We start from the raw sequence: 14,395 nt of genomic DNA, 5'->3' as shown, positions 1-14,395 counted from the left end.
AATTATAAATGATTAATTCTGACGACTAAAATATTTGAGGAGCTGTTCGATTTTTCGGGCAGCTTTTTTTTACTTCAAGCTCTAAAGGAGCTTATAATAACAATGTCGGACGCAATAAGTTTTATAGCTTGGGGCTTGTAGCTGAAAGCTGACTGCTGATTGCTATTTTAACCTTTCCTTAACTCTTTTTAGCTAAAGCTTAACTGCCTTTTTTTCAGTCGTGTCATACATTTGATGATAGATAATTCAAGTCAAATTTAAATACAATGGTTATGAAACGATTTAGACTCTTACTAAACCTGTGCTGTGCTGTTTTGTTGATGTCTCAAGTTACTTTTGCTCAAGAAAAGGATAAGAAAAAGGAAAAACATGAGGTACATGTAAAGGTAAAAGTGGTTGAAGATGGAAAAGAAACTGTTATCGATACAATTTTCCACGAGCATAAAGATCATGATGAAATCATGAAAATTATAGAATTAAAGGGAGTGCCTGACTCTTTAATGAGAAAACATATGGTTTGGTATTCTAATGATGATAAAAAGCATGGAAAGCATTCCAAAATGATCAAGAGCTTTGTTTTTAATGTCGATTCTACTTTTGATGGGGATGCAATAAAAATAATGAAGAAGTTTAAGTTTCCGGATGAGGATTTTATTTTTCACTCAGGTGATTCTTGTATTTCGAAAGACATCCATATTGAAATGCTTAAAGGAGGTAAACACAAATTAAATGTACTTCCATTTCATGGGAAAAAAGCGGAAAAAATTATCATTATTCAAGATTCCGATGATGTTGAGATTACTGATGAGGATGGTGTGAAAATCATTAAAATTAAGACTTCAGGCAAAGACAATGTTTGGATTGAAAAACATGGTGAACATGAAGTAGATGTTGAGGTTACAGTTGAGGAGAAGGATGGAAAGAAAGTAAAAAAGATAAAAAGAAAGAAAACGAAGAAACAAAAGGAGTAGTTTCTTCCTCTCATAATCAAAAAAAGCTGCTTTAATAAGCAGCTTTTTTTTATCTAATGTTATTACATTATCAATTTATATCCTTTACCGTGAACGTTAATAATTTCAATGTTTGGCTCTTCCTTCAAGTGTTTACGAAGTTTGGTAATGTAAACATCCATACTACGCGCATTGAAATAATTATCGTCTGACCAAATGGTTTTTAAAGCCAGGTTTCGTTCCAATACTTTATTTACATTGTTGCAAAGTAGCTTTAAAAGTTCCGATTCTTTGGTTGTTAGTTTAATGGTTTCATCACCATCAACCAAGTATTGTTTTTTGGCATCGAAAGTATAACGACCTAATTTAAATTCTTCCTGGTTAATTTCTGGTTTAACTCCAGCGGTTCTTCTCAAAACTGCTTCAATTCTTACCAAAAGCTCTTCCATACTAAATGGCTTGGTCATATAGTCATCGGCACCAAGTTTAAATCCTTCCAAAACATCCTCTTTCATCGATTTTGCAGTTAGGAAGATAATTGGAATCTCGCTATTGATTAAACGAATATCCTTTGCAAGTGTAAAACCATCTCGATGAGGCATCATGATATCAAAAATGCACAGGTCGTAAGGATTTTTCAAGAACTCATCGTAAGCTTTGTCACCATCTTCGCAAAGAGTAGTGTTATAATTTTTAGCGATTAAATATTCTTTAAGCAAAAGGCCTAGATTCGCATCATCCTCGGCTAATAAGATTTTAACTTGTTCCATTGCGTCTATTTTTTTAAAGGAAGATATACTTCAAATTTGGATCCCTTATCGAGAACACTATCTACATTTACTTCACCATTGTGTGCATCAACAACTTTCTTCACATAGGATAAGCCCAAGCCAAATCCTTTAACATCGTGCACATTTCCTGTATGAACACGGAAAAAACGTTCGAAAACCATTCTCTGATCTTCTTTCGATATTCCTATGCCATTATCAGTAATCGAAATAACAATACCCTTGTCTTTGTTTCGTGTACTGATACTGATTTCCGGATTGTCCTTGCAATATTTAATTGCATTGTCCAACAGGTTCGAGATAACATTGCTAACATGAACTTCGTCAGCCATAATTGTATCCTGGCTAGCGTCTAAATTTTGATACATGTTACCACTTTTATCTTCTGCTCTAATAGTAAAGTTAGGTAATAAATTTTGAATTATTTTATGAACACTTATAGGTTTCAACTTTAACTTCATTCGGGCTTCATTAAATACTGCCATTTGCAATACTTTTTCAACCTGATAAGTTAAACGTTTACTTTCATCGTTTATGATTTTTGCAATATGATCGATAAAGCTTTGAGTGGTTGCAACGCTATTGTCTTTCAGCATTTGCGATGCCAATGATATTGTCGAAATCGGAGTTTTAAACTCATGAGTCATATTGTTGATAAAATCGTTTTTGATTTTGGACAATTTTTTCTGACGGAAGATGATGAAAATTGTAAAAGCACTACAAAGGATCAATACCAAGGTTAGAATAAATGAAGGAAACAGCATTGTGTATGATTTAATCATATGCTTTTGTTGACCAGGGAAATAAATGTGTAAAACATTTGAACTGGCAAAAACATCATTCGGAAACATTAATTTTGTATACTTGATAGCCGATGGATTTCTAAAATAATTTTTTGATGCGGTTTCAAATTTGATATTGTTTATTTTAACGGCATACTCGAAATTCAGTTTAATACCATTATCTCTCAGAATCTGTTCAATTAGTTTCGGAAGTTCTTTAAGGTCAATGCGGTCGTTTAATTTTAAATTTTCGTTTCTTAGTTTAGATGCAAATTGACCAATATTACCACCACTGCTTCTTAGAGCTTTATTGAATTGCTGCTGAAAATTAGCTAATCCACCCGATTTTAACGGTCCTGAAGCGATATTAATATTTTTATTCTCATGAGAAATACTAAAGGTCGCCATGTCGTGTTTTGGATCCATGGTATAGGTAAACTTTGAACTTTCATTTATGATGGAAGTTTGTCCGGAAGTACTAGAACTATTCGTGCCATTCCCTTTTACTATGGAATGCCATTTTTCATCATGTTCCAACTTTTTAACAACTTGATCTAAAGCTTTGCTAACGGTTAAAGCAAATTGTTCTTCTTTAAGTTTTGATGCAGATTGAAAGTATTTTATTTGGACCAATATTAATCCAAACAGTGATATACACAAAACAATCGTAACTAACCAAATGTACTTCTGATTCATCTTTTTTTATTTTCTTCCACTAGTCATCCCAATATTAATGGGAGGAAGCTGCAAGATAAAAATAATCATTGTTGTGTGTCCCCGATAGCTATAGGAAGAATAATTATTTTAATCATGCTTGTTTCACGTATACAAAGATAAAAAAATCATCATCCTACAATTACGACTTAACAATCTTTAACACAAGTGATGTATAAGTTTGTTATTGATCAGGATATTAGAAAATTTAAATGAAATTTAGCTTCTCTAAATTAGGATTGATTATAATTAAGGCAAAAATTCGTTATTTCAACAAATTTTTACTGAAAAGGTATTTGAAGTTTATAATTTGATACTATATTTGCTAACGGAGAGCGAATCTATAAGGAACAATCTCCTTGATTAAAAATTTTGGTTAATAGTTAGATGAAAGGGCGGTTGTGGTTACCGTCCTTTTTTTTGTGCCTATTATTTACCAAAGGATCCTTTCAATTAGACATAGCAATTCCTGTCAGGTTAATTCAGACCTGAAGAATTTTAATAATACAAAGGGTAAATTGAATTAAGATGCCAGTTCTTTCTGGTTGATTCTTTTCAGGGCTTCACGAGCAGCTTTTTGCTGGGCTTCTTTCTTCGAAGTTCCAATACCTTTACCCATTTTAACTTCTTCTACTTCAACTTCAGAAATAAATAAAGGCAAACGCAATGTTTTATCAACACCATCTTCTTGAGTATCGAAGAAAACGTCTTTTTTGTTCTTTTGAGCCCATTCAATCAATTTGCTCTTAAAGTTGGTTTCAACGGTTACAACTTCTTCCAAATTGATGTATTTCTTAAAGATTTTATCTTCGATGAAAATACGGGTTTTAAGATATCCCTGATCCAAATATATTGCTCCAATTAAAGCTTCGAATGCATCACCATAAATATGCTTGTTGTTATTCATATTTACATTGGATACAACATGATTGTCCAAGCCAATTTTAAGAGCAAGTTTGTTCAGTGATTCGCGACTAACAATTTTAGAACGAATTTGAGTTAGGAAACCCTCGTCTTTGTTAGGGAAATACTTGTAAAGAATATCGGCAATTACGGCACCAAGAATTGCATCGCCCAGATATTCCAGACGCTCATTATTCATGTTGAAGCCATTCTTAGGTATACTGGCCGATTTGTGTATGAAAGCTAGTTCATACAGGTCGGGTTTATTAGGATAAAACCCTAGAAAATCAAATAACAATCCATAAAACTCCCTCCTAGGAAAGAAAAAAAGTTTTATGGATTGAATAATAGACTTAATCACAAATTATTCACTAAATGATTTGAAAATTACGGATGCATTGTGTCCGCCAAAACCAAAAGTATTACTCAAAGCAGCTCTGATTTCGCGCTTCTGAGCTTTGTGAAGTGTAAGGTTTAGTCTTTCATCGATTTGTGGATCTTGCTCCTTGTGATTGATGGTAGGAGGAACTGTTTGATTGTTCATTGCTAAGATACTAGCAATTGCTTCAACAGATCCTGCAGCACCTAACAAGTGTCCTGTCATCGATTTTGTAGAACTAATGTTTAATTTATATGCATGCTCGCCGAAAACAGTTTGTACCGCCTTAGTTTCAGGAATATCACCAACTGGAGTTGATGTTCCGTGAACATTGATATAGTCGATATCTTCTGGTTTCAAATCAGCGTCATTCAAAGCCATATTCATTGAGTTAATGGCTCCTCTACCTTCAGGGTGAGTTGCAGTAAGGTGATAAGCATCACCGGACATTCCTCCACCAACAACTTCAGCATAAATCTTAGCTCCTCGTGCTTTGGCATGTTCATATTCTTCAAGAATTAAACAGCCTGCTCCTTCACCCATAACGAAACCGTCACGAGTTTTACAGAACGGACGAGATGCAGTTTCAAACTCTTCATTGTTAGTAGACAATGCCTGCATTGAATTAAAACCACCTAATCCTGCTTCATTTACTGATGCTTCAGATCCACCTGTGATAAAGACATCAGCTTTACCTAGACGGATGTAGTTCATCGCATCAATAATAGCGTGTGAAGAGGAGGCGCATGCAGAAACTGTACCGTAGTTTGGTCCTTGGAATCCATACTTCATCGAAATATGGCCGGCAGCAATATCCGAAATCATCTTAGGAATGAAAAACGGAGAGAAACGAGGAGTTCCATCCCCGTTTGCATATCCTTTAACTTCATCTAAGAAAGTTTTAATACCGCCGATACCAGAACCCCAAATTACTCCGGCTTTTGTTAAATCTTCCGATTCAAGATCTAAATCACAATCAGCCATAGCTTCTTTAACAGCTACAAGCGCATACTGAGTATATAAATCCAGTTTGCGAACTTCTTTGCGATCAAAATGCTCTTTAGCGTCGAAATTTTTAACTTCGCAAGCGAACTGAGTCTTGAATTTAGAGGCATCGAAATGAGTGATCATTCCAGCACCGCCTACACCATTCTCCAAATTCTCCCAATATTCGGCAATACTATTACCAATTGGGTTAATTGTTCCGAGCCCAGTTACAACTACTCTTCTAAATTCCATAAAAAAGGGTCTGGTTAATAATTACTTAGCGTTTTCTTCGATGTAAGAAACAGCGTCACCTACTGTACCGATGTTTTCTGCTTGATCATCTGGAATAGCGATGTTAAACTCTTTTTCGAATTCCATGATTAGCTCAACTGTATCCAATGAGTCAGCTCCTAGATCGTTAGTGAAGCTAGCTTCTGGAGTTACTTCAGTTTCGTCTACACCCAACTTATCAACAATGATAGCTTTTACTCTAGATGCAATATCAGACATAACTTTAAAATTTAAATGATTAATATTAAACTAATTAATTTTCAACTGTGCAAAGAAATAAATTTACTTGAAAAAATTCAAATCTTTTTCACAAAGTTGGGGACAAATGTAATTCTTTTTCCTTTTCTAGCGAAATTATTTTACATCCAATGGCTTTTATATACCTTTGAACATACCTTTTAAACAACAAATTCACCATGAAAAAAATCGCATTATTTGCTTCGGGGTCAGGGACTAACGTAGAAAATATAGCATCGTATTTTAAAAATAACTCGAATGTTGAGATTGCTTGTATTCTCACAAATAATCCTAATGCTTTTGTGCTAAATCGAGCAGAAAAGTTAAAAATTCCTTCTTTAGTTTTTTCTAAATCAGACTTTAAAGAAACATCTATAGTGGTGGATTATTTAAAAGAAAAGCAAGTTGATTTTATAGTGTTAGCTGGGTTTTTATGGTTGATACCAATTAATTTATTGCAAGAATTTTCAGGTAGAATTATAAATATACATCCTGCTTTGTTACCAAAATATGGTGGAAAAGGAATGTATGGCATGAATGTTCACAAAGCGGTTGTCGAAAATCAGGAAGCAGAATCAGGAATAACCATTCACATGGTAAGTGAGAAATATGATGAAGGGGAAATTGTATTTCAGGCCAAATGTCCTGTCAACTGCCATGATACAGCCGAGGATGTTGCAAATAAAGTTCACAAATTGGAATATGAACACTTCCCAAAAATAATAGAGCAATTACTTTAATGTAATTGCTCTATTATTTTTGACTGTTTTTTATTTTGTTGATGCTATAGAATTGTTTAAAGAATCCTGTATTAATTGCTCTGGAATATTATCTAAACCATTTAATTCTTTCATCAATTTGTTTTTAAGAACTTCAAATTGAGCCTGATTTTCTTTTTTAACGGGAGCTACTGGAGGCGATTTCATTTTTAATGGGTTAATTGGACTTCCATTTTTATAAACTCTAAAATCGAGATGCGGTCCTGTTGATAATCCCGAAGAGCCTACATATGCAATAGTTTGCCCTTGTTTTACCCTAACACCTGTGTTCATTCCTTTGGCAAAACGCGATAAATGCATATAAGTTGTGGTGTATACACTATTGTGTTTTATCTTTAAATATCTTCCTCCGCCTCTTTTTTGGTAGCCTTTCTTGATAATTACTCCATCTCCAATTGTGTGAACCGGAGTTCCAGTTGGTGCAGCATAATCAACTCCATGATGGGCTCTATATCTTTTTAAAACAGGATGGTATCTCCTGTTTGAAAACCTGGAGCTGATTCTGGAATATCTCAATGGAGCTTTTAAAAATGCTTTTTGTAGGCTTTTTCCTTCTTCATCGAAAAATCCATCTTTATCACCTTCTTTAAAAGCAAAAGCATAATTATCTGATTTGTGATGAATAAAGTTGGCTGCCAGTACCTTTACATCATGAATTGGCTTATCATCTACAAATGCTTCCTCATATATAATATTGAACTCATCTCCTTTGCCAATACCAAAAAAATCTATAGTCCAGGCATAAATTTCGGATAATTCAATGGATAGAACAGGGTCAGCATTAGCTTCAACCATGGCATTCCAAAGTGAACTTTCAATGGTTCCTTTGATTTGTTTGCGCTTATAAATAATCTCTTTTTCCCCTTTGTATACATGCAAAGTATCGCGTAAATCAAAAACAATATATTCTACCGGAGTATTTTCGTATACAAAATACTCTGGAGTTCTTAAGCTATCTTTAGAGAATAAAACTGAATACTCTCGTCCTGATTTTATTCTTCTTACATTAAAAACCTTTTTTGCTTTTTTGGCAATTTTGTCGATTGCAGCATATGAAACATCGTATTGTCTTAGAATTGTTGACAAGCTTTGATTTCTTTTTACTTTACTTTCTTCAACTTCGAAATCATCAATAGGGAATCCATATTTTAAATTAATAGGCTCTAAGGCAATTGAATCGATCATTTCATGACTATCACTTTTTACTTCCTCAGGTACATCTGACTTAAAGTATTTAAAAAGCAAGAGGCCAACCAATACAAGCGCTGCAATAAATAGAGTTTTATAGTTGAAGAAGTTTTTCATTTGGGAAATTTTGAATTCGAGCCTAAAGGTATAACTATTTTTATAGTCACACAACTTGGAGGGCTAGAGATTCCAGTATTTAAGCTTTTTTAAGTTTTAAGATTTGATCTTGTCGAAACCTTGTCCATAAACACCCATTACACTGCCCATCGATATGAATGCGTCAGGATCAATATGCTTTATCATTTTTAAAATGGTCTGCGAATCACGCTTTTTTGCCAGTAGCATTAGAATCTTTACATCCTCATTACTATAGCCTCCAGTGGCATTTATTACAGTAAGTCCTTGATCTAAATTGTGAATCACTTCATTTCGAATTAATTCAGGCTTCTGTGTAAATATTATTATTTGTACAGACTGCTTGCTTCCTTCAATAATCATATCGACACAATAAGCACTTACTCCCATCGTAACAAATCCATACACGACTTGTTCTATTGAATTCTCCAAAAAATAAGAGGAAGAGATTATTATTACATCGATTGTTAAAAGTAACTGGCCTGGACTGTAGTTTTTGTACTTGTTGATCATCATGGCCAAAATGTCGGTGCCACCTGTACTTCCACCACGTGAGAGAATCATTCCTGCGCCTGCACCAGCCATAATACCGCCAATAATTGAACACATAAATCGATCAGAAACCAAAGGTTCGGTAATAATGGATTGAAACAGCCAAAGAAAAAATGAAATTACGGTTATTCCATACAATGTTTTTATTCCAAATGAGAAGCCTAGTACACGTAATGATATCAGTAGAAATACAGTATTAATTAAAAATACACTATAGCCAACCTTTATCCCTGTTACAAAATAAATCATGGTTGCAATTCCACTAACTCCGGAGCCTACAATTCCAGATGGTATGATGAAACCGGTCCATGCCAAAGATCCAATAAGTAACCCTATAGTAATAATAAAATAGGAACGAATGTTTTCTGATAAACTGATTTTCTGAGTAGTCATTATTTCTTTTTTTATGCTCTAATTTCTTCAAAACCTAATCCATAAACACCCATTACACTTCCCATGGAGATAAATGCTTTTGGATCTACTTCTTTAATCACTTTAAATACGTGCTGTGTTTCATGCTTTCTCACAACAAGCATTAACATCTTTGTTTCCTCACGAGTATACCAACCTGTTGTATGTACCATGGAGAGTCCACGTCCTGTTTCTTCGCTTAATTTGGCAGCAACTTCTTCGTAATTTTTAGAAATAATAAATAGCTGAGCCGATTGTTTTGAACCGGAAATCATCATATCTATGGTATAAGCAGCAATTGCCATTTCCACATATCCATAAACTATGGTTGAAATATCTTTAAAGATAAAGTACGAGGATGCAATGATAAAAATATCGATATAAAGGATAATTCTGCCAGGACCAATATTTCTGTATTTGTTGATCATCATGGCAACAATATCGGTACCACCTGTACTTCCTCCTTGTGTGATGGTTATTCCTACGCCAACACCAGCAAGAATCCCACCAATGATACTTGCCATAAACTTATCGTCCACAAAAGGTTCAGTAATCCATCTTTGTTGAAGGGCCAATAGTACTGATCCGACAACAATAGCGAAGATGGTTTTGATTCCAAATCTGCTACCTAAAATACGCAGTGCAATTAAAATTAACACCGAATTGATGGCAAAAAAGGAGTATCCAACAGGAATTGATTTTCCTGTAGCGTAATAAATAATTGTACCAATACCTCCAACGCCTCCTGCAACAATCTCAGAAGGAATTAAAAAAGCTGTCCATCCAAAACTATAGATGAACAATCCTAAAGTAATAATCGCGTACGATTTTATTTCAGAAATTGATATTCTCATTGGTTTGTATATGTTAGATGTGAAAAAAGGCTTCATTTTACCAAGAAAACGAAGCCTTTTGTGTTATTTAAACTGTTTGTTTTCTACTTATACTACTATGTTGATGATCTTTTTAGGAACGATAATCACTTTTTTAGGAGTTTTACCATCAATCCATTTTTGTGCTTGCTCGCAATTTAGAACTTCCTGTTCAATTTCATCTTTACTCATACTTAATGATAATTCTAACTTAAATCTCATTTTACCATTAAATGATACTGGGTATGAATGAGTATCTTCAGCAACAAAACTTTCATTGAATTCGGGGAAACTAGCTTTGGTAATACTTTCGTTATTTCCACACTTGCTCCAAAGTTCTTCAGAAATATGTGGTGCGAAAGGAGCAAGAAGTTTTAGTAAGTCTTCTAATACCGCCTTGTTGTTACACTTTAAGCTACTTAATTCATTCACACAAATCATGAAAGCAGAAATTGATGTATTAAAAGAGAATCTCTCAATATCGTCCTGAATTTTCTTGATGGTTTTATGAAGAACTTTTAATTCATCTTTTGTTGGTTCAGCATCAGAAACTTCAAAGGTTTCTCCTTTATAGAATAATCTCCAAAGTTTCTTTAAGAATTTGTGAACACCATCAATACCATTAGTATCCCATGGTTTGTGAGCTTCCAATGGTCCAAGGAACATTTCGTATAAACGAAGTGTGTCAGCACCATATTCTTCAACAATAACATCAGGATTAACAACGTTGAACATCGACTTTGACATTTTTTCAACAGCCCAACCACAAATGTATTTGTCATCTTCAAGAATGAATTCCGCATCTTTAAATTCTGGTCTCCAAGCTTTGAAAGCTTCTGTATCCAATACATCATTCTTCACGATGTTTACATCAACGTGAATTGCGGTGGAATCGTACTCTTTTCTTAATCCGTAAGAAACAAATTTGTTGGTGTTTTTTACTCTGTAAACAAAGTTCGAACGACCTTGAATCATTCCTTGGTTGATCAATTTCTTGAACGGCTCATCTTTGCAAACTTCGTTGATATCGAATAAGAATTTGTTCCAGAAACGTGAATAAATCAAGTGACCAGTTGCATGCTCGGTACCTCCGATATACAAGTCAACATCTTGCCAATATTCATTTGCTTCTTTAGAAACCAACGCATCGTTATTGCGTGGATCCATATAACGTAAATAATATGCTGATGATCCTGCAAAACCAGGCATTGTATTCAATTCAATTGGGTGACCATCTGCTGTTTTCCAATCTTTAGCACGTCCCAATGGTGGTTCCCCACTTTCAGTTGGCAAGTACTTGTCAATTTCAGGTAATTCCAAAGGCAACTGATCCATTTCCATCATGTATGGCATGTTTTCTTTGAAATAGACTGGGAATGGTTCACCCCAATATCTCTGACGAGAGAAAATAGCATCTCTCAATCTATAGTTTATTTTTTTCTTTCCTAAGCCTCTTGCTTCTACCTCTTCGTTTGCCTTTACAATGGCATCTTTAACATCTAATCCGTTTAGGAAATCAGAGTTCATCGATTTTCCTTCCTTGGCATCATACGATTCCTCAGAAATATCACCACCAGAAACAACCTGGATGATTGGTAACTCAAAATGCTTCGCAAATGCGTAGTCACGGCTATCGTGAGCAGGTACAGCCATAATAGCACCAGTACCATATCCAGCCAATACGTAATCGCTTACCCAGATTGGAATTTCTTCTCCAGTAAATGGGTGAATAGCATAAGCACCGGTGAACTCACCGCTAACTGTTTTTACATCAGCCAAACGCTCTCTTTCGGTTCTTTTCTTAGTAGCTTCAATATAAGCATCAACTTTTTCTCTGCATTCTGCAGTGGTTAAAGTATCAACCAATTCACTTTCTGGAGCCAATACCATAAAAGTAACTCCAAAGATGGTGTCAGGGCGAGTGGTGAAGATCTCCATTTTGATATCAGAATCTTTCACTCCAAAATTAACCTCAGCACCAACAGAACGGCCAATCCAGTTTTTCTGAATTTCCTTTAATGAATCGGTCCATTCCAAATTGTCAAGACCATCCAATAATCTTTTTGCGTATGCAGATACACGCAGTGACCACTGGCGCATTTTCTTTTGTACTACTGGATGTCCTCCACGTTCAGATAAACCATCTTTCACTTCATCGTTGGCTAAAACGGTTCCTAATTCTGGACACCAGTTTACCATTGTGTCTGCAAGGTAAGCCAGGCGGTAATTCAAAAGAATTTCCTGCTGTGCTGTATTTGATAAAGCTTTCCATTGTTCAGCTGTAAAAATTTCAGTTTCTGAACAAGCAGCATTTACATTTGCATTTCCTTCTGTTTCGAATTTTGCTACCAATGCTGAAATTGGCTGAGCTTTTTCTGTTTCGTTATCGAAATAGTGGTTGAACATTTGAATGAATGCCCATTGTGTCCATTTGTAATATTCAGGATTACAAGTGCGCACTTCTCTGTCCCAATCGAATGAAAAGCCAATTTTATCCAATTGTTCTCTATAGCGTGTAATGTTTTGCTCTGTGGTAATTGCCGGGTGTTGCCCGGTTTGAATTGCATATTGCTCTGCAGGCAATCCGTATGCATCGTATCCCATTGGGTGGAGCACATTAAAACCTTTGAGGGTTTTGTAACGAGAATAGATATCAGACGCAATGTAACCGAGTGGGTGACCAACATGTAATCCCGCTCCTGATGGGTATGGGAACATATCAAGCACATAAAATTTTGGCTTGTCTGCATCGACATTAACCTTGTAGGTTTTATTGTCGTTCCAGTACTTCTGCCATTTTTGTTCTATTTCTTTAAATGTGTACTCCATTGTAATATTTTGATAAAATATGGTTATTTCAATGTATTCAGTCCGCAAAATTAGTAAAAGTTTAGAAATAAAAGAGCTGTTTTTGAGTGAACTGATGTTATTATTAAAAATTGGTTAATAGAGGATTAGAAGAGTTGTTAAAAATCAATTATAGATTGAATGTTGGAGTAGGAAAGGAGAACAAAATAATTTTTTAAATTTGTGCACACATTGGCCCGTTAGTTTAGCTGAATAGAACATCAGATTCCGGTTCTGAAGGTCACAGGTTTGAATCCTGTACGGGTCACAATTGTCACATTTTAGACCAAAATGGAAAATTTAAAGCAAAGTGTATTTTACTGATGTACTTTGCTTTATTTCTATTTACACCATTGTTGAAAATTGAATGGAAACAGGGCTTTCAGATAAAAACTTCCCACAAAACTTCCCAACAAAAATGAGTGGGAAGTTGACACATAAGATAATCATCAAGAATGATTACGTGAGAGCCGATGGAACATGCGCTTTGTATGTTCAAATTTTCCTTGATGGAAAGATGAAAAGACTGCCTTTAAACATATCTATTGAGCCGAAAAACTTTGATAAAAAAAATCAGAGAGTAAAGGGGAAAAGTCAACATGCAAAGGATCTAAACCTAATTATATCCCAAAAATTGGCCGATATAAATAAGATTGCAGTCTCATATAGATTAAATGGAACTTATTTATCACTGGAGAAATTACTGGAGGAACTGGCAAATCCATCGATCAAAGCCGACTATTTGAAGTTTTACGAATATCATTTAGAAAAGCAAAAGGAGATTCTTAAACCAGGAACTTACAGACAACAAAAAGCGACCTTAACCAAGCTGAAGAAATTCAGAGAAAATATCTTCTTCTATGAAATCACTGATGAGTTCCTGAATGAGTTGGTTGCTTATTGCAAAAACAAACTAGGAAACGAAAAAACAACAATTCAAACCACACTTAAAAACTTCAAGAAATATCTTCATATTGCCAATAAGAATGGCATCAGAACACCATTAATATATGAAGACATTGAAGTGAAATCTTTCAAAGGCCAGAGAACCTATCTAAATTCTAATGAGGTGAAAGCCTTATATGAGTATAGAAATTCAAGTTTCACCATTGATTCACATCGATGTGTATTGAATAGATTTTTGTTTTCATGCTTTACCGGATTGAGAATTTCTGACAACCTAGCCATAACAGAAGAAAATGTTATTGGAGATCATCTGGTATTCGTTGCTTCTAAACCAGGAAAGTTTCAAAAGATCTTATTAACCGAATCAGCAAAGAAGTTTATAAATATTAATGGCCCTTTATTCAATGATAATTTTACTGAAGAGCATATTAATAGAGAGCTAAAAAGCATTGCCAAGGTTTGTGGAATAAAAAAAACACTAACCTTTCATGTATCCAGACATACATTTGCAACCAACTTCTTACTTACTGGTGGAAGGGTAGAGGTGCTGCAGAAACTTTTAGGACATTCCAATATTCGGGAAACAATGATCTATGTCCATATTACGGATTCAATAATGGATGAGCAAATTGTAAATCTCGATACCATTATAAAAGAACCCCAACCTGACTAAG

12 protein-coding genes and 1 tRNA gene are annotated in these 14,395 nt (G+C 34.7%); 4 read left to right on the top strand and 9 right to left on the bottom strand.

All coding sequences use genetic code 11. From position 1 onward, the window contains the following. The first annotated feature begins 272 nt into the window (after positions 1 to 272). Positions 273 to 971, top strand: a complete 699-nt coding sequence (locus DF185_RS20055; RefSeq protein WP_133250101.1) for a hypothetical protein — start codon at positions 273 to 275, stop codon at positions 969 to 971. A gap of 62 nt (positions 972 to 1,033) precedes the next feature. Here the strand turns inward: DF185_RS20055 and rprY are convergent, their stop codons facing one another. The 5 genes from rprY to DF185_RS20030 form a co-directional block, all read right to left on the bottom strand. After that, positions 1,034 to 1,720: a response regulator transcription factor RprY gene (rprY, locus tag DF185_RS20050; RefSeq protein ID WP_110363001.1), complete on the bottom strand. Its 687-nt coding sequence runs from the start codon at positions 1,718 to 1,720 to the stop codon at positions 1,034 to 1,036. Between the two features lie 5 nt (positions 1,721 to 1,725). After that, positions 1,726 to 3,216 carry a sensor histidine kinase gene (locus tag DF185_RS20045; protein WP_110362999.1) on the bottom strand — a complete coding sequence of 497 codons (1,491 nt, stop codon included), beginning with the start codon at positions 3,214 to 3,216 and terminating at the stop codon, positions 1,726 to 1,728. Between the two features lie 541 nt (positions 3,217 to 3,757). Next, on the bottom strand, positions 3,758 to 4,498 hold the full coding sequence (gene rnc, locus DF185_RS20040; RefSeq protein WP_110362997.1) for a ribonuclease III: 741 nt from the start codon (positions 4,496 to 4,498) through the stop codon (positions 3,758 to 3,760). 3 nt (positions 4,499 to 4,501) lie between these two features. Next, positions 4,502 to 5,755, bottom strand: coding sequence for a beta-ketoacyl-ACP synthase II (fabF, locus tag DF185_RS20035; protein ID WP_110362995.1), 1,254 nt, complete (start codon positions 5,753 to 5,755; stop codon positions 4,502 to 4,504). Between the two features lie 21 nt (positions 5,756 to 5,776). Further along, the gene (locus tag DF185_RS20030; protein WP_054718918.1) at positions 5,777 to 6,013 is read right to left on the bottom strand and encodes an acyl carrier protein; all 237 of its coding nucleotides are present in this window, start codon (positions 6,011 to 6,013) and stop codon (positions 5,777 to 5,779) included. A gap of 197 nt (positions 6,014 to 6,210) precedes the next feature. Here DF185_RS20030 and purN point away from each other — a divergent pair, with 197 nt between their 5' ends. Continuing rightward, positions 6,211 to 6,771 carry a phosphoribosylglycinamide formyltransferase gene (purN, locus tag DF185_RS20025; RefSeq protein ID WP_110362993.1) on the top strand — a complete coding sequence of 187 codons (561 nt, stop codon included), beginning with the start codon at positions 6,211 to 6,213 and terminating at the stop codon, positions 6,769 to 6,771. Between the two features lie 30 nt (positions 6,772 to 6,801). Here the strand turns inward: purN and DF185_RS20020 are convergent, their stop codons facing one another. From DF185_RS20020 to leuS, 4 genes are all read right to left on the bottom strand, one after another. Further along, on the bottom strand, positions 6,802 to 8,115 hold the full coding sequence (locus tag DF185_RS20020) for a peptidoglycan DD-metalloendopeptidase family protein (protein WP_110362991.1): 1,314 nt from the start codon (positions 8,113 to 8,115) through the stop codon (positions 6,802 to 6,804). Positions 8,116 to 8,211: 96 nt separating this feature from the next. Next, positions 8,212 to 9,078, bottom strand: coding sequence for a YitT family protein (locus DF185_RS20015; RefSeq protein ID WP_110362989.1), 867 nt, complete (start codon positions 9,076 to 9,078; stop codon positions 8,212 to 8,214). Between the two features lie 11 nt (positions 9,079 to 9,089). Then, on the bottom strand, positions 9,090 to 9,950 hold the full coding sequence (locus DF185_RS20010) for a YitT family protein (RefSeq protein WP_110363066.1): 861 nt from the start codon (positions 9,948 to 9,950) through the stop codon (positions 9,090 to 9,092). 87 nt (positions 9,951 to 10,037) lie between these two features. After that, positions 10,038 to 12,797 (bottom strand): leucine--tRNA ligase, encoded by a 2,760-nt coding sequence (gene leuS / locus DF185_RS20005; RefSeq protein ID WP_110362987.1) that lies wholly within the window; start codon positions 12,795 to 12,797, stop codon positions 10,038 to 10,040. A gap of 212 nt (positions 12,798 to 13,009) precedes the next feature. Between leuS and DF185_RS20000 the strand changes: the two genes are divergently transcribed. After that, positions 13,010 to 13,083 (top strand) — tRNA-Arg (locus DF185_RS20000). Between the two features lie 99 nt (positions 13,084 to 13,182). Continuing rightward, the gene (locus DF185_RS19995; RefSeq protein ID WP_110362985.1) at positions 13,183 to 14,394 is read left to right on the top strand and encodes a site-specific integrase; all 1,212 of its coding nucleotides are present in this window, start codon (positions 13,183 to 13,185) and stop codon (positions 14,392 to 14,394) included. Position 14,395: the final 1 nt, after the last annotated feature.

This window comes from Marinifilum breve (genome assembly GCF_003202155.1).
In the GTDB taxonomy this organism is placed as follows: domain Bacteria; phylum Bacteroidota; class Bacteroidia; order Bacteroidales; family Marinifilaceae; genus Marinifilum; species Marinifilum breve.
This window is presented reverse-complemented; position numbering and strand designations above follow the sequence as displayed.

Bases quoted from the DNA above. Each gene is read 5' to 3' on its own strand.
- DF185_RS20020 (WP_110362991.1), bottom strand. From the start codon at position 8,115: ATGAAAAACTTCTTCAACTATAAAACTCTATTTATTGCAGCGCTTGTA.
- DF185_RS20045 (WP_110362999.1), bottom strand. From the start codon at position 3,216: ATGAATCAGAAGTACATTTGGTTAGTTACGATTGTTTTGTGTATATCA.
- DF185_RS20015 (WP_110362989.1), bottom strand. From the start codon at position 9,078: ATGACTACTCAGAAAATCAGTTTATCAGAAAACATTCGTTCCTATTTT.
- DF185_RS20055 (WP_133250101.1), top strand. From the start codon at position 273: ATGAAACGATTTAGACTCTTACTAAACCTGTGCTGTGCTGTTTTGTTG.
- fabF (WP_110362995.1), bottom strand. From the start codon at position 5,755: ATGGAATTTAGAAGAGTAGTTGTAACTGGGCTCGGAACAATTAACCCA.
- rprY (WP_110363001.1), bottom strand. From the start codon at position 1,720: ATGGAACAAGTTAAAATCTTATTAGCCGAGGATGATGCGAATCTAGGC.
- DF185_RS19995 (WP_110362985.1), top strand. From the start codon at position 13,183: ATGGAAACAGGGCTTTCAGATAAAAACTTCCCACAAAACTTCCCAACA.
- leuS (WP_110362987.1), bottom strand. From the start codon at position 12,797: ATGGAGTACACATTTAAAGAAATAGAACAAAAATGGCAGAAGTACTGG.
- purN (WP_110362993.1), top strand. From the start codon at position 6,211: ATGAAAAAAATCGCATTATTTGCTTCGGGGTCAGGGACTAACGTAGAA.
- DF185_RS20010 (WP_110363066.1), bottom strand. From the start codon at position 9,950: ATGAGAATATCAATTTCTGAAATAAAATCGTACGCGATTATTACTTTA.
- DF185_RS20030 (WP_054718918.1), bottom strand. From the start codon at position 6,013: ATGTCTGATATTGCATCTAGAGTAAAAGCTATCATTGTTGATAAGTTG.